Here is a 17,805-nt window from a genome sequence, read left to right as displayed (position 1 = left end):
ATATGGCAGGAACTTACATCCCACTCATAAAAAGAACTAAATGGGTTGATCTTAGTAACGAACATAAAAAACTAAGAGAAACTGTAGAGTCTGATCTAAAAGAAGGCTGTAACAAAGGCAATATCCAACCAATAATGTTACAGGGGGCTTTTGGTATTGGTAAATCAACAACATTATACTATCTATTCCATTACGGTTGGGAAGTGCTAAAAACGCCTACCTTCTACATGCCTTTGGCTAAGATTGTTGATGCTGTAAAGAAGGAAGCAGAGTCATCGGAATCTGGTAAGGTTCAAAATAACCAACTTAGCAGAATTATCAATAGTATCATTAAAGAGCAGATCGACAAATTGAGAAACTCTAATTGGAATGATATAAACGATATTGATTTCCCTGATTTTAAGTCTGGTGATGATTCTGAGAATCCAAGCTTAAACCAGTATTTGGAAGATTTCATTCCTGTCACATTGGATTCAAATGATACCAAAGAATCAGAAATTAGCAAACTTGTTTTTTCCGAAGAAGTTATCCGCCAAGCATTAGAAGGCACTACACCTCCTATACTCCTTGTGGATGAATTTGAGTCAAAATTCTATGAACTCAAACGTTATGTTGAATCATCTGGGGGTGGTATCCTTCGTGAATTGTTTGATCAAGTTGTTCAGACAAAACCTTTCTTATTAGTTATTGGCAATGGACCAGCTTCTGGCTATGAAGTAGCAAAAGAAAAGGGAACAGATGGAAATAATGATAGCGAAACAGCTGCTAATAGAAGACTGAAGACAATTCAGATTCCATTTCCAACGGTAGCCTTACTTAAACGTAAGTTTATGAAGGAGTGCGCTAATGGATATGTGAATTTTATATGGTGGATGTCTCGTTGCCGTCCAGGTCATATACAGAAATTGTGGGATGCCATTGATTATAGTATTTATAAGGAATATGATGCAACAGAATTCCTTGTAAAGGACATTTTCAATGAGCCAATAGATGAAAGTGGTGAAGAAGTAAAATACCTAAAGGTTTCTTATTTCAATCAAATGAATAGTTACATTCGTCCGATTGTTGGTAGACTTTTACTCGATTTTGAACCACAATCCATTAAGATTGAGGATTCATACAGAGAGGCAATGAAGGATAGTGTAGAAGATTTCTTCTGTACAGATGAGTTAGTATCTGTAGTAAAAGAACTCAATCCTGCAATTAGTGATGATTTTTCTGCATATCTTGAAAAGTGTAAAGAACAAGGGAAATACACAAGCGTTGATTATATAAGAAACGTTGGTAAGTATTTTAGCTATATTCTCTCTGCTTGTTCTAATTCTGACGGTAAAATTGCTTTTTCAACTGCATGCAGAAATAACAAAGAGAAAGCACTTGCTACAACTTTCTTGATTCCATTACTAGAGTTAACATACGACTTTATTAGTCAGTATGAGGATAATGAGGACCAAGTAACACGAGAGACAAAAGATTTTATCTTAGATTCTATCAAATTTATTGAATCTTCTGTCGAAGAGGAAACAATTGATGATAACTTTGAGAATCTTAATAGTATTTTTGAAACTTGCAAAATAAAATCAGGAAATGAGATTTATATGCAGTATTCATTACGTGCCATTAGGGAAATCATTGAACAGCCTATTGGCTCTCCGAAGTTGAAATATAAGGATATGAGTTTGGATAAAAAACTTGAATCCTCAAATTTCAGACAGAGTGTCCTTTTGACTTCTCGTAGTAGTGACAATACAATTATCTTTGTTCCTATTTTAGAGGATGAGCCTTTAAAAAAGTATATCCTCAGGCTTAAAGACTATATCAAATCACAAAAGAATGACTTGCATACCAATGCAAGTAAAACTATTAGAATAGTATATCTCCAAGAACATGAATATATAAGCCAACTGAAAGAAGAAGTATGTAAGGATGGTTCAAGTAACCTTCTGCCAATCTGTAAAATGAAAAAGTTGGTTTTTGAGGATTACAATCACTATCAGTTCAATTTTGGGGGACAAATAGCAGATTTTATTGACTCTGTGGCAAAAATTGTCATAGCAGCTGGATCTTGCAATGATATTGTTTTGATTGACGACAATCGTACATACGACTTCCATACAGCCATTGACATTATTAAAAATAGAGAATGGACAAAGCAAAAGGAGGCTATTAGAACAATTGAACACTATTCTAGACTTGTATTGGAAGGGGATAGTTGTGTTATTAACACAATTTCTCTTGCGCAGAAAAAAGACCATGGGTCAGCAATGGAAAACCTAATCTGCGAAAAGAGGGATTATGAAGACAATATTCTTTGGGATTTTACCAGTCTTGAATCTGCAGATATAACTGATACAAAAAGTAAGTATCTTGCAATGTACTATATATTGGAGAATGCAAAGAAGCCTACATCAAGTTATCAATCATTATTAAAGATCCTTCAAGAAGTAGGAAACTTTAGAAATGCTTTGTATCTGCCCCCAATTGAAGATAGTATTAACGAATCCTTATTCTTTGATCAAATATTAAATATTTTATCAAGAGAAACTGCCAGTAAATTGATGAGTTCTTATGATAATGAAGACTACATCATTAAACATCTGTGTTCTTTCACAGCTATGATGAATAATGAGAGATCTGTAAGTAAGTTGGACGAACTGCTGACTTTTATGAAGGATTCTCTAAATGATCATTGGATAGCTTCATATAATAATGATATGTCTTATGGATTTAGCAAGGGGCGTACATTGATAAAATTGCTATATCTTAAAGCGTATATCGAAAAGATTGATTTCTCTTTGTTGCGTAGTCAGTTGAATACAAGAATTGAAGAAAAGCAAACAGAGCTTGTTTCAACAATATCGAATTCAACTCAACACATAGCAGCTATAACAAATTTGTTGTATTCTAAGAATTATGCGAAAGCGAATCCAGAGAAAATGCCTTTCCAAGGATATGTATCTGAATTACAATTGGTATCTAGATTACTGTCAAACTGTAAGAGAATCGTATTAGAAGATAAGGATGGTGTATCAATATTTGCAATAATTTCATCAATCGTATGGAGAATCTCAAATATAGTTTCACAAGCCAAAGTTGTTGAACGTCAGATTAATGGTATTTTGATATCCTTAAAGAATAAGAAAGAACTTATCGAAAAAGAATATCAGTTACCTATCAATACAATATATCAGGATTCATTGATATCAAAACTCATTAACCTTTCTGATCATAAGCCTAATGGTCAGCCACAAAAATATGATGGTGATTGGTGTTGGACACAGTATGCTAGATATTTGACGCCAAGATCAGAAGTTCAAAATGTCATTGATGCAAAATTGCATCCTGCAAAAGAAACTTCAATTGACGAGTCTGATATTCATAAGTTCAAGGCCTTTCTTCAAACAAGTTTGACTAATTCTACATATAAAGTTCGAATGGACGAAACCTTAAAGTTCTGTAAAGATTGTCAGGCAGAAGCATTGAGTTATACCAAGGTTTATGAATATATCAAAGATTTGTTAAAAGAGTAACCATATGAATATTGATAAAATTACAAAGCAATACAATAAGGCTCTTGAGATAAAAAAGGGTGATAAATATGCCGAAACTCTTAAATTAGAGCTTAGCAAGCAAGAGTGGCAAGATGAACTTAACGCAATTGAGGAAAGGATTTCAAATATCCTTACCAAAAAAGATTTTGAAAAATGCACAAAGCAACTTGAACAGTTATTTGATTCTTTGTATGAAAAAATGACAGCTCCAGGGTTAGATGCATTTGTGTCATGGGTTGAGGAACATACAAAGAATAACGAAAATAATATTGCTAAATTGCGAGATTTCCTAAAAGGTAATTATGAGACATATTCTTCTAGAATTGATTCAATATTAAGTACACTTGAAAACATTTCTTTTGATGATGACAAGTGTATATTTGATAAAATCATCTCTGAATTCAACAAAAAGTTGAAATCAGATGTCTCAGCATTTGTTAATAAGCCAGATGAATTTGAGAATAATATTGATGGATTCTTGACAGATTTAGAGGATGAATTTGTTGGTTTAGCAGACATTTCTGAATTGGCTTATACAAAGGTAGAAGATCTATATACGGAAGAACAAAAGAATGATGAGACAATATCATTCTATTCCGAAATAATTAAGCAGTCTATAAAAAATGGACAGAATCTTACAGCACTTAATGAGTCCGAAAATAAGTCAAGACTATACTTGCGAGTAAGAAACAGAATCGCGTCTATTAAGAAAGTAATAATCATACTTTCTGATACTGGCATCTCAAGTAATTCGGATGATACACTTAAGCAACTTTTCAAGAAGTTCGATGACACCATGTTGGCAACAAAAGGAGATGTAGCTGAATGCTTGAATAATTTTATTGAGAATACTTGGAATGATATTGAAGCCAAGTACATTGACATAAAAGAATTCTATGCAGAAGATGAATTGTCGTTTAATAAAACTTGGGATGGATTCGAAAAAGATGGTGAGATAGATCTGCTCATAAAGAATTACAAGACAGTAAGAAACGCTAATGTACTACCACAGATACTTACTGTGAAATTTGAGGAAATCGTTCCAAAACTAAACAAATGTCATAATGAAATTGCAAAGCTCCATAGTTCAGAAACAAAGATTTTTGACGAAGTAAAAGACTGCTTTGATGAATTCTTGGCAAACTATAACAAGACCAAAAAAGCTATGTTGGAAAAGATTGCAAAAACTCATCCAGAATTACAAAATGATATTGACTCAATATATGATTCTGAAAATGGAACTCTGGCAACAATTGTGAATGGTTTAGAGCCACTCTCTGATTTTATGAATTCTATTTCTGATGAAACTTTAGATACAATGCTTGAGGATAAGAATAAAACTCAGCAGATATTTGAAGACATCATGAAAAAATCTGGATTGGAAACAGAGATAAACTGGCTTCAACAAAAAGAGTCTTTAGAGTTAACGCCATCCGATTTAGATCATGACTATCTCCGAAAACTATTGGAGAGTGGACTTATTAAATTATCATATACAAAAGAATACTAATAATGACAAATATTGATATAATTCAGGCATTGGATAACATACGAATAAACAATTTGTATGTGCACAATTCAGAACTTGAAGGTGCAAAGTTCTCGAACGAGAAGCTGAAAGATCGAAAAGTGTATTTGGTAGAAACGCTTGCTGTAATCAATGCACTTGTTGAGCGTGGCACAATGATGTTGTATGGAGGACATGGCGGAGGAAAAACCACCTTGTCTAAGTATTTAGGTCAGTTGTTTTGCCATCTTACCAAGGAAAAGATTGAAGATTGTATATTGAGAGGACATCCACAATTGACAGAAGAAAAAATCCTTGGTAGTTTAGATTTTGCTCAAATGACAGGAAACAAACCACTTGATAATGGTAAGTTGTCAGTGGTCTGGAACGAATTTGTCACATCAAGATGGAAAATCATTGATGAGATAAATCGTTTATCTCCATATGCACAAAATATTCTATTGTCATTGCTCGCAGAAGGGTCAGTAAAATATCATGATCAGAGTATGATTGTTCCTGCTTTCACCCTGTTTGCAACCTTGAACCCAAAGGACAATGCGAACACAGAATTGTCTTTGCCATTCAAGGATAGATTTGCTCTTGCACTTCCAATAACCATGCCTGATTATGACAGTTTCAGTACTATTGGAAAACGAGATAAATCATCTTATAATGATCGTATTGAGGAATATCTTCAGGATGTTAATCTAGAAGAACTTCAAGAAATTGTTAAGAATATTCCATATACAGAAGAAGCCGAATTGTTTATCAACTACATAATTGCTTCATATCGCCTATGTGAAAGAGCCTCTAAAGAGTCTAATGATAACTTGTCTGTTGACAAGAGTCTTTGTGAGAATTGTCATATGTGTGCACCAGAAAAAGTGTGCTCAAAAATCAAGTTACCACTAAGCGTCAGAGTAAAAGAAGACCTGTACAGATATGGAAAAGCTCTTGCATGGTTCCTTGGAGACAGAGAAGTCAATGTAAATCATATTGAGGTTTTAGCCCCATATATGATTTGGCATAGAGCTGTTCTGAGCAAAAAGTATGTGTCAACTTTAACTGAACATTGGAAAAATACAAATTCAGGGAAGCAAACATCCATTTTTATAACAAATATTGATTTAGATGGAACTCGAAATATCATACAAATGATCAAGAATGAGTTTGATGGTATTAAAGATCTTCTTATGGGTTTTGAAAGAGTTAAGACAGGAACACTTTCAGTTCCAGAATTCAATGAGTATCTTAAAGAAATAAGAGACTCGTCATATAATTCTCTTGTAATATCTGCAGAGATTGTTCCAGTCTTAAATGAAAAATATGCTCCCGTTTATGATAAGATTGTGTCCTATAACAACCAGATAGATAACTCAAAAGGTGACATTTCGAAGCTTAAGGCTATAAAATCAGAATTAGCATTTAGATATGATATTCCCAATCGACAGTACATTTCAGAGCGAGTTAACCGTTCTATCAAAAAGATAGAAATAAAGGAATATACATTTAAGCTCGAAAAAGATTCAATAATATCGAATCCTCAACTGTCAGCTCTTATTCAAGCGGTTATTCCTGGTACCGATCTTGCAAATGGTGACATACAAAAAGTAAAACCATTTAAGTTGTTGGATATTACACGAGATGCATGCGACTTGTCAGTTAAGAGATTGAAAAAATATATCTTTACCTACCAAGGGGACGAAGATTCTGAATTATTCAAATACTTACAAGCAAACAATGTCAATTGATATTGAAACATATAGATTGAAAGCCCAAGAAGCAATTGAGTATGTATTCGTCAAGGAGTATCACAATTCCTTGGGGATTCCTATGCCTATTGTCAAAATGCTTTTGCCGGATGATGCTAATTATTCAACTGGGCAATACTATATTACTATAGATAAGACTTGGCAGATTCATCTTAATTTCGGAAAACTTCCTATAAGTTATCATGAGTTTCAGAATGAAGTAAAAGTACTTACAAGACATGAAATAGAGCACTATATGTGTTGCCCATTTGATGTAATTACTCATTTTAGAATGCTAAAAAGAATTAGAGATGTTTATTATAAGCATTTCTCTCATCTTGGTATAAATATCGAGTATGCGTGTGGAGCAATTTCAAATCAAGCAGCTGATATTATTGTTGATACAAAAAACTATTATAGACATAGTAAAGAAACTTTAAAGAGTGAAATCGATTGGATAAAAATAGGTGCAAATATCAGTGCCTGTCCAAGGCATTGCAAATTAATGTTTCTAACAAAAGAGGCAATTTGGAAAGAAGATCTTGGTATAAATGAAACTGATCCTGAATTTTTAAAAATTGTCCATCAATTAGCTGATTCATTCACGAAAAACGGCATAGAAGATAAATCGTCATTTTTAGATAAAGTTGAAGAATATGCAGAAATATTCTTTAAACTATATGTTGAAGACCAAAAGAATCCTCAGCAGAGTAGTCAACAAGGATCTCAGCAACAGAGCGGTCAGCATGGATCTCAGCAACAGAGCGGTCAGCAGGGATCTCAACAACAGAGCGGTCAATGGGGTGTTGGTAGACCTAAAGATGGCGATGAACACGGAAATGCTTTTGTTTTTGCGGATCCTGATAAAGTCAAAGAAGCAATAGAAGCACTCGCAGAAGAAACCTCTGTAGAAGAGTTCATCGACCTATTAGCAATTGCTGGTATTATAGGTATGTCTGATAAGCAGAAGGGAGTTCTTTGGTTTAATGTTCAAAGTGCTAATATCATACCAATTGTTGAAATTTCGAATACAGGAAACAAGTCTTCATATACATATCCCTCTGTATGGAGAATTGGTGACCCAATAGAGGAGCTGGATTTAATGTTAACATATATGACATCTCCACGACTTATTCCTGGAATGACTACAAAAAAGTGGGAATATGTATCTAATGATGATAATGGTACTGAAAGCAAACAAATGGATTTGTTGTTGGTCGTTGATACATCCGGTAGTATGGGGTCTGCGATGAAGGAATCTGCTAATATGCATCAGGCTGTTCTTGCATCATATGGTATTTTATCATACTTTGAATCAACAAAAAGCAAGGTTGCATTTATAGGATTTAGTGATAAAATTGATGCATACGTTGATTGGACTGATAAATATGATGACGTAAGGGAGCGTCTATTAACAAATGGTCACGGTGGAACTAAGTTTCCAATTTCAAGAATTAAATCAACGTTAGACGTAAAGTCTAGAGATCTAGTTACCGTGTTGATTACAGATGGTGACTTAGGCAATATCAATGAATCTGTAAGCTATTTCCGTGATTATTTGAATGATGATAATAAGTTATATATTTTTTTACTTGGTGATTCAAAATCTCTACATAGCTATGAACCATTAAAGAATATTGGCGCTAAAATTTATAATGCAAATAATGCAAACGAATTTTGCGATATGGTTCTAACCGATATGGAATAAGAGGTAAGTATATGAAACAGATAGAACTCGTCGTTGGTGGCATAACCAAACTGGCAGTTGATGCAATCGTTAATGCAGCTAACCGCTCGTTGTTAGATGGTGGAGGAGTGGATGGTGCTATTCATCGTGCTGCAGGTCGCGAACTCTTGAAGGAGTGCATGACTCTTGCGGTTGCGAGACTGGTCAGAGTAAGATAACAGGGGCATATAACTTGCCTTGCAAGTATGTAATCCATACCGTCGGACCTGTTTTTATGGTAATGGTGACGAGTCTCAGTTGCTGGCTTCATGCTATAAGACTGCACTTGACATTGCTAAGGGAAAGAGCATTAAGAGTATCGCTTTCCCTTGTATTAGTACTGGTGTGTATGGCTATCCAAAGGCAGAGGCTGCTTAGATTGCGTTGAAGGCAATCCATGAGAGTGACTTCGATGGTAAAGTAATCATCTGTTGTTTCTGTGAGGCAGATGCTACATATTATAAAATATAAAGAGGAATCGTTATGTTCGATAGAACTCTAAACATTTAAATAAATAGTAGGTCAATACGTTATATATAAAATGGAAGTACTAGATATTCACCAACTGATAGGCGGGGTAACAAAATATGATAAGAAGGTGGCTCTGGAGGTGAAGAAACCGAAAAGTTGGTGCAAGAGTGTGAGCACCTTTGCCAATGGCATTGGTGGCAGACTCATTGGGGTATTGCTAATGATAAAACTATCGGTCGGTCTTGATGACGTAAAAGATGATGCGGAGAAGATCAGCGAAGCTATCAAGTCTCACATTGATCCAATACCTGATTCAACCTCTCGTTCGCAAAGGCTGAAGACAAGGAGTTCGTTGTACTCACAGTGATGCCTGGTGCTCAGATACCTTATTATAACATAGATGATGGACCGATGTAGGCATTTGTTCGTGTTGGTAACTAGAGTGTAGTAGCTAGTATCTTGAAGCACAAAGAACTGGTGCTGAAGGGTAGTAACATGTCGTATGAGCCTTGTGTATTGTTGGAAGTTCGTGGATATGGTATTTACCGTGCTTCGTGCCACATACTTTAAGCGCACTAAACGTTTGTTTGAGAATAGCGACTATGAATCATTCGGCATTCTCAACGAGAAGTGTGAACTGACTAATACTGGTGCTCTGCTCGCAGACTATCCTCCTGTTCGCCACTCACGTTTGTTCTGTACTCGCTGGAATGAACTTGACAAGGCTAATGGTATGGTGGTTAATTTTTGAATAGAATTATCATTGAAAAGTATTTTACCAAAATAAATTGAACAATATTAGCTTGTCACATTAAATTTTGATATATTTGCATTAAACTACAAATTATTTCAATTATGAAGCAACTGAATAGGATTAAAATAGTCCTTGTTGAAAAGAATAAAACGGCTAAATGGCTCTCTGAGCAAGTTGGTAGGAATGTGACATCTGTTTCCCGTTGGTGTACTAATGCTTCACAACCAGATTTGGAAACATTATTTCGCATAGCGGAACTTTTGGATGTTGATGTAAGAAAATTGCTTCATGTAGAAAAGGATAAATCTAAATAAGTATATCAAGATGGCTATTCCGGTAAACATAGAAGACTTGCTTCATAAGCGTAAAATAGAATCCACCCGTATTGAGTTTAAGACAGGGTGGAATCCAGATAAAATTTATCGTACCATCTGTGCTTTCGCTAATGATTTTGATAACATTGGCGGAGGATACATCATCGTAGGTGTTCAAGAAGAAGAAAACACAGGTATCGCAAAACGGCCAGTGACAGGTGTTCCTATAGAGGAACTTGATAAGATACAACGTGATATGGTTGGGTTCAATCATAAGATTGAGCCATTCTATTTGCCACGAATCGACGTGCAGGAGATTGACGGGAAATACGTTTTGCTTATTTGGGTGCCAGCTGGAGTGAACCGTCCTTATAATGTACGTGAACGAGTTACAGCAAGTAATCAGTCGCCATGTAAGTGGTATGTTCGTAGTGGAACCAATACTATTGAGGCGAGAGGTGAAGTCTTGGATGAATTGCGTGAGATGGCGAATCGTACTCCATTTGATGAAAGGGGTAATGAGAGTATAGAGATAACAGATATTTCAAGAGCCTTGGTTCTGGATTACTTGCAAACAGTCAACAGTCGTTTGGTTGCTGATTTCGAAAAGCTGTCCCTGTTCGAGTTGTTGTCGCAAATGGACCTGCTGGTAGGGCCCGTTGAACGTCAACTAGTCAAGAATGTGGCCGCTATGATGTTCTGTAAGAATCCTGCCAAATTTTTCCCGACAACACAAGTAGATATTGTTATCTTTCCCGAGGGCTGCATTAAGAATCCCAATAACATGATTGAGGTTCCAAAGATTGTTGGCCCTGTTCCCGATATGATAAAACAGGCATTGGACTATATCAAAACGAATGTTATCAAGAAACGTATCATTAAGCAGAAAGACAAGGCTGAATCTATAATCTTCTTCAACTATCCTTATCAAGCAATTGAAGAGGCAGTCGTTAATGCTTTGTATCATAGAGATTATCAAGAACGAGAACCGGTTGAGATTACGATTGAGCCAGATAAGATTTCTATTCTTAGTTATGCCGGTCCGGACCGTTCCATCAGCATTGATGCTATCCAAAAGGCTGAACGTCTGAAGTCACGCCGCTACCGTAATCGTCGTTTGGGCGATTATCTCAAAGAACTTCAGTTGTCCGAAGGTAGAGGAACCGGTATCCCAACCATACAAGACGAATTAAGAAGAAATGGCTCTGCTCCTGCTGTGATTGAGACAAATGAAGAGAGAAGTTATTTCTTGATTGAGATTCCTTGTAGAGAAGGTTTTGGTGATAGAGTCTTGATTGGGGATGATTTTATTTCCTCAGATGATGATAAGATAAATGATAAGATAAATGATAAGATAAAAAGTGTCCTGTTAAAGATTTCAGAACTAGGAATAGCTAAAAGAAAAGACTTGCATGATGCAATAAAAATATCAATGCCTACTATTGATAGAATCCTTAAGCAACTTATTTCAGAAGATCTTAATTTGATTGAGTATCAAGGTTCGCGTAAAACAGGCGGTTATGTATTGACAGAGAAAGGCAAAGCCTTTATAAAATCAATGAATGAATAATATGTCAAAAAAACAAGAAATAATAGGACTAATTGATGCGGATCTACTTGATAATGGTACGCGTCACCCAAATCTTGTATTACTAAAATTGGCAGGATTTTTCCATGATAATGGAATTCCATTTGAATTAATTCTTGATCCTCAGGCAAATACTTTACATTATACAAGAATATATTTGTCTTGTGTCTTTACGTTTACCAAATTACCAGAACTATATATACGATCAAAAGGAACACCGGAAGAAAAGAAGTTTAAATGTGGAGGAACTGGATTTTATGCCAATGAAGTAAGTGTAATGGAATATCGTAGAAAACGTGAAAAAGATATGAACCAATTAGAACATGATGAATTCCTAAATACACTTAGAAACTTTCATGGAGGTAAAGAGTATGGGATTAGCATGTCTCGTCAGATGCCTTACTATCATTTATATGATCAATTTATTAATCAACAAGTTAAGAAAGGTTTGAAACGAGAAAAATTTAAAGATTATCAAAAATATTCAATAGGTTTTTTAACCCGTGGTTGTGTAAGACATTGTCCATTCTGTGTTAATAAACTAGAGAATTGTATATTACCATATTCTAAATTACAATGGTTCTTGGATGATGAGAAAGATAAAAACGGAAAACTTGTTCGGCCATATATCTATTTATGGGATGACAATTTTCTTGCTTCTGACCCATCTATTTGGAGACCACTACTGAAGCAACTTATAGAGACTAAACGCCCATTTCAATTCCGGCAAGGTCTTGATGAACGCATGTTAGCAGAAAGTCCTTATGGCGAAGAAATGGCAGAAATGTTATCACGGTCGCGTTATCATGGTGATTTTATTTTTGCTTTTGATAATTGGAAAGATCATGAGATAATTGAAAAATCACTTAAAATCTGGAAACGTTACAATCCAAAGAAAGGTACAAAGTTCTATTTGTTTTGTGGTTTTAAACAGTCTCCAACAAAAGTAGATATATTTTATAAAGACATTTGGGAATTATTTCAAAGAATTAAAATACTCATGCAATATGGATGTGTTGGATATGTGATGAGGCATGAAGACTATCATAATGCCCCAGTATCAAATTTTTATGTCCAAATTGCCAGATGGTGTAACCAGCAGCAGTTTTACAAAAAAATGTCTTTTTGGCAATTTTGTTATAGAAATCAATCTTATTGGGAAGAAAAGACATTAAAAATAACTACACGGCCAAAGCTAAAAACATTCGATGAATTTGAACAAGATATAAGAGATGGATATTACGATAGAGTCAAAATGTGTTTATCATTAAAGTCTCTAATAAAAGTTCTAGAAATGTTTCCTAATCATAGGGCAGAATTGATAGACATGTTTAACTATTCAATGTCCGAACTTGTAGACGAAAATCTTTGGAAGTAATCAAATTATAAATAACTCACAACAATATGGCAATCATTATTAAATCTCATAAAGATACTCTTCTAATTGACTCTACTATTGGTATTAATTACAATAGTGGTAATGTACTTCAGGGAGAAAAAGATATGTATGAACGTATTGTACGAGATTGTGAAGCAAGTCCTTTGACATGGTATATGTGGTATGATAAAACTTTCAACATACCATATGGAGGTCAAAATGAAATACAGATTGATTTTCTCCTTATATGCCAAGAAGGTGCAATTATTGTTGAAGTTAAAGGTGGTATAATTGAGTTGATAAGAGGGTTCTTTTATTATAGCTATAAAGGGGTCTTAAGGGAAATGAGTAGAACACCATTTAAGCAAGCTCATGATTATAAATGGGCATTGTTAAATAATGGGATATTAAATAAGGATCAAATATTTGTTGATTATGTATGTGCTTTCCCTCATAGTACTCTTGACATATCACGTGACTCTTCTCAAATCAACCTTTCTCATAAACTTTGGAATAAGTTAGATCAAGATAGTGATAATTCTTTTGCAGACTTCTGTTTAAGTGTAATTCGTAAAAATAAACGCTCTAAACGTATAATATCAAAGACAGAATTACAGTCTATTGTAAACTCACTTGCTCCATCAATTGAAGATCGTTATAAATATTCACTAACTTCGCTTCGCGAAGTTTTGGATTGGTTACAGATTGACAATCTAAGTATTCTAGAAGGTTTGAGAAAAAATCCTAGAATATTAATTGAGGGTGGACCAGGAACAGGAAAAACCACTATGGCTAAAGCATTTATTAAAAGACATAGTGGTCTTAAGGGTTTATATCTATGTTGGACAGGACTGCTAGCAAGTAAGGTTCGGCTTGATTTAGATAAAGAACGATTAAGTTCATGTACTGTCAAAACATTCAATAATTATATCAAGGAAATAACAAATATAGAACTTAATATTAAAAGTGAGAATAGCCAATATGATGTTTACAAACTTTTAAGCAAAGAACTCAGTAAAATTACTAAGGTAGATTATGACTATATTATTATTGATGAAGCGCAAGATGTCATTGATAAAGGTGTTGATATTGTGCTCAATGAACTATTAAGTTCACAACACAATGGTCTTAAACAAGGACGATATCTAGTATTTTATGATCTTGAACAAGGATATAATAATGTTAGTCGAAATTTGAATGAAAATATTAATAAAATAGCAAAATACGCAGCATGCTTCATACTTGATGAGAACAAACGTGTTCCTACAAATAAACTTATTGTAGAATATGCCAATAAAGTATTGTCAGTTGAACATTGCCAGGAAGCTTTTGAGTTATATTTAGATTCTCTTAAAGGAAATGATATAGCAGGACTTACAATATCTTTCCATGATAATGTAAGAGAAGTAAAGAAAGCTATTAAAGAACACACCAAACATCTATTTCAATATTGCGGAGAAATTTCTTCTACAACATTGCTGATACATTCTGATTTTAAATATAAAGAAAATGAAGATGATGATTCAGTATATGATATAATAGCAGAAATGGAGTCATTTCTTGAAGTTTTATCTGAAAAAACTATAGAAAGGAAGTCTAAGGAATTGTTAGCCTTTACAACGATACTTAAATATAAGGGTTTAGAGGATAACAATATAATACTTGTTATCCCAGCTTCAAAGATCAAGAGTTCATGGGATAATTTTCTATTCGAAATTTATGTCGGTATGACACGGGCAATCATGAATTTGGACATTATTATTCTTAAATCTAACTAATATGTTACACGACAACTTTATAAAAACAGCAAAACAGGAAGGCCCTGAATTCAAGGCTCTTTTGAATATACTATCTTCTCTTAATTTACATACTAAAGAAGGTAGAAAGTTATTGTGTGTTCTGAATAATATTATTGATTATTACATTAACAGAGAAGTGGAATATAGTGATGATGTCAAAATGCCTATAGTATATTTCCCATTATGTGAAGATTGGGCTCAGATGTTATGTGAGGAATTTGTTGCATTAAAGATGTCGTTACTTTGGGGTAAAAGCACTCGTACAAATATACTTTCCTCATATAAGTCAAAGCCATTTATATATTTGCCAGAAAAAGTTAATAAAAAGGAGCGTGAAGCATGTTCTAAACATTTTAGATTTAAACGGGATGTTGCAAAATACTTAACAGATGACATTTTAGATATGCCTTCCAACGCAAATGAGAAATGTTTCTTTTATAGTCGTACTTTATCTGATGAATATAATCTCTCATTAAAGACTAAAGGACATTATCATTTTATTCAAGATGTAGTTGGAGATTCTTTTTCAACAGAAAAATCTCTAATTATTTTAAATGGAGATGAGGATGAAGTATATAAAAAAATAGAAAAAAATGATGGGAGGTTTAAAATCCCCCATATATTCCTTTTTCTTCAGAAAAATATTGATGGGCGTAACATTCAATTATGTATGAAAATGCAACGCTCAACAATTAAAGAATATAATGAAGACTATGATGCTGGTATTCATAATGTTATAGCATTTTTATTTTCGCAAAAACCTTATAGACTACAGAGGATATACGAAAATAAACACAGTCTAGTAGAACGCTGGCAACGTGAAAAATTTGCTGAAACGCGTGATTTTATATCATTCACAAAAGCAGAAATGGATTACTTATTTGAACGTCAAGAACCATGTATTGATTTCTATGAATTAGGATGTGAAATAAATGCAGAAGAATACCAAATAAAGAATACATTTGATTTCATGATTCAAGATATTGCTCATGAAGTAAAACTACGGAATGAATTGGCGATTTGTTTTACAGATCAAAGTTTATCAAAGATAAAGGAGGAGATTCTAAACCTTAATTCTGAGGTAAATGAAGAGTATACAGATTATTTTTTACAACTTATTCATAATGAGTACAAAACAGAACTTACAGAAATCTTATATAACTGGATAAAATTCCATGAGATTGCAGTAGTTTTGGATTACAACATAGATGTGTATTATAAAAAACAATTAAAATTCTTCTTACAGTCTAAATGTGGTGCATCTTCGGTTAATTTTTATACATTTAAGAATTTTAAAGCTCATAAAGATGGCTTAGTTTTCTTAAATTCAATACATGAACAAAAGATCCTTGTTCTATCAATGCTTAATCATTGTACGGGACGGAGTTGGGCAATATATCCAAACTCTTTTGATCAGTATCATCTTAATCCTGGACAAAGTGTTCTACAAATAAATAATAAGATTGTATTTGATCCTCGTTATAGTTGGTATTCTTATCGCTATAAAGAACAATTAAGATTACTTCTAAATTCAAACTATCGTGTTAGATACGTGAAAAACGGTATACAGCTTCCTGATAAACCGATAAAAATAGGTATTGAGCCCAAAGAAGATGAAGATGAACAAAATGTTCGTGACAGGCAATCAGGAGTTGAACAAAACAGAGTGAAAGTTTCATTTGGACCACGTCAGCATAAAGTGTTAGATGAATATGATTTTGTTTTATGTAAATATATGGATGAAATTTCAATTTGTACAATTCTAGATGTTTTACGTGATTTTGAAGACCCAACAGTTATTTCAATTCAACCATTGACAGATTTTTATCAATCACTTGAAGATCTTCTTGATAATGAGGAACGTAGAGCAGGTGAAGGTGAATTAATGATACGAAATAATCCAAAGTATTGCTTAACTGATGAAGAGAAACTATCAAGCCGAGAAATGTGGAAGATCCTTTTAGGGCATCGAGTAGCACAATATGGAGAACAAGTTGTTTATAATGATATAATGAAACCACTTCTTCCAGCTGAAAGGATACAATTTATTTCATTTAAACGATGGTTAGACACATCTGAAAATTCAGTACTTCCTCGTAGTAGACGTATGCAAAAGAGAGTGATTGAAGAATATCTTCAAATAGAGGGATTATATACTCGAATGTTAAGACATAGAAAGTCAAGAATAAGTACAAATACTGAAGGTAAAAATGTAATTTTCAGGACATTTTTAATTCACTGTTTACTTGAAACTGACATGAAGAAAGCCTATAAAGAGTTAAGTAATGAAGTTCTTGATTATCTTAATATTGGTAGTGAAAATGATATTAAGATTATTTTAGATCTTATAAAAGACGGCACTATAAATTTTAGACTAATTAAATCCATAAGTTATGATCAAAGATAAAAGAAATTCATTGGAATCTTTCATTCAGGAACAGTTAATAGGTCCAGGTGGTTGCGGAAATAATTTTGGAGTATATGTTTCTAATGAAAATGAGAAAGAACTTGTATGTGAAGTACTTAATACAACGCCAGGCTCTATTTATAGTACAGGTATTCTTTTCCCACGAAAAGATAATCAGTCATTACTTATGTCTGATCGAAAATACGAAATGAACGACGATGGAAATATTGGTGATGAAAATATTGGTGATGAAAATTTATCAGATGAGGATTCGGACGAACAAGGAGATGACATGAGGGATTTAGGAAATCAAGAAGAGGATGAAGATATTAATTCGCTAAGTCGTAGATTCCCTGATAGAATAGGTATATCTTGTTGTGTTAGAAACATTAAATCTTTAACTTCGAGTACTAAAATAACAATTTCAGGACGTTATTATAGAAAGTTATCTGAGAAAACACGTTTATATGTAAATATAGAAGATTATGATTTTTTTTTTTTGAGAAAGTATATTCTATAGAAAAATGTAAAGATTTATTTTCTCAGTATTTCAGATACC

The 17,805-nt window shown here is 33.7% G+C and carries 12 protein-coding genes and 1 pseudogene; all 13 read left to right on the top strand.

Features of this window, described 5'->3' with window-relative positions:
- The first annotated feature begins 2 nt into the window (after positions 1 to 2).
- On the top strand, positions 3 to 3,530 hold the full coding sequence (locus DBK98_RS21425; RefSeq protein ID WP_033572526.1) for a hypothetical protein: 3,528 nt from the start codon (positions 3 to 5) through the stop codon (positions 3,528 to 3,530).
- Positions 3,531 to 3,534: 4 nt separating this feature from the next.
- Entirely contained in the window at positions 3,535 to 5,061 is a 1,527-nt protein-coding gene (locus DBK98_RS21420) for a hypothetical protein (RefSeq protein WP_032536749.1), read from the top strand.
- Between the two features lie 2 nt (positions 5,062 to 5,063).
- On the top strand, positions 5,064 to 6,809 hold the full coding sequence (locus DBK98_RS21415; protein ID WP_033572527.1) for a MoxR family ATPase: 1,746 nt from the start codon (positions 5,064 to 5,066) through the stop codon (positions 6,807 to 6,809).
- A complete protein-coding gene (locus tag DBK98_RS21410; RefSeq protein WP_022011565.1) occupies positions 6,799 to 8,517 on the top strand; it encodes a VWA domain-containing protein in 1,719 nt (572 codons plus the stop codon). Before DBK98_RS21415 ends, DBK98_RS21410 begins: the two co-directional genes overlap by 11 nt.
- A gap of 11 nt (positions 8,518 to 8,528) precedes the next feature.
- Positions 8,529 to 9,006: pseudogene (locus DBK98_RS21405) on the top strand (O-acetyl-ADP-ribose deacetylase).
- 70 nt (positions 9,007 to 9,076) lie between these two features.
- Positions 9,077 to 9,373: a helix-turn-helix domain-containing protein gene (locus DBK98_RS23480; RefSeq protein ID WP_005807965.1), complete on the top strand. Its 297-nt coding sequence runs from the start codon at positions 9,077 to 9,079 to the stop codon at positions 9,371 to 9,373.
- Between the two features lie 135 nt (positions 9,374 to 9,508).
- Entirely contained in the window at positions 9,509 to 9,757 is a 249-nt protein-coding gene (locus DBK98_RS23475) for a hypothetical protein (RefSeq protein ID WP_005807963.1), read from the top strand.
- A 104-nt stretch (positions 9,758 to 9,861) separates the two neighbouring features.
- A complete protein-coding gene (locus DBK98_RS21395; protein ID WP_005807960.1) occupies positions 9,862 to 10,074 on the top strand; it encodes a helix-turn-helix transcriptional regulator in 213 nt (70 codons plus the stop codon).
- A gap of 10 nt (positions 10,075 to 10,084) precedes the next feature.
- Positions 10,085 to 11,644 carry an RNA-binding domain-containing protein gene (locus tag DBK98_RS21390; RefSeq protein ID WP_005807959.1) on the top strand — a complete coding sequence of 520 codons (1,560 nt, stop codon included), beginning with the start codon at positions 10,085 to 10,087 and terminating at the stop codon, positions 11,642 to 11,644.
- Between the two features lies 1 nt (position 11,645).
- Positions 11,646 to 13,040: a hypothetical protein gene (locus tag DBK98_RS21385; RefSeq protein WP_032536623.1), complete on the top strand. Its 1,395-nt coding sequence runs from the start codon at positions 11,646 to 11,648 to the stop codon at positions 13,038 to 13,040.
- 26 nt (positions 13,041 to 13,066) lie between these two features.
- Positions 13,067 to 14,818, top strand: coding sequence for a nuclease-related domain-containing DEAD/DEAH box helicase (locus DBK98_RS21380; RefSeq protein WP_005807952.1), 1,752 nt, complete (start codon positions 13,067 to 13,069; stop codon positions 14,816 to 14,818).
- 1 nt (position 14,819) lies between these two features.
- Positions 14,820 to 17,246 (top strand): hypothetical protein, encoded by a 2,427-nt coding sequence (locus DBK98_RS21375; protein ID WP_128900033.1) that lies wholly within the window; start codon positions 14,820 to 14,822, stop codon positions 17,244 to 17,246.
- Positions 17,233 to 17,766, top strand: a complete 534-nt coding sequence (locus DBK98_RS23470; protein ID WP_255504393.1) for a hypothetical protein — start codon at positions 17,233 to 17,235, stop codon at positions 17,764 to 17,766. Before DBK98_RS21375 ends, DBK98_RS23470 begins: the two co-directional genes overlap by 14 nt.
- Positions 17,767 to 17,805: the final 39 nt, after the last annotated feature.

Source organism: Bacteroides sp. PHL 2737, assembly GCF_004115325.2.
Taxonomy (GTDB): domain Bacteria; phylum Bacteroidota; class Bacteroidia; order Bacteroidales; family Bacteroidaceae; genus Bacteroides; species Bacteroides hominis.
Note: the sequence above shows the minus strand (reverse complement) of the source record. Positions and strands in the feature narration are given on the sequence as shown.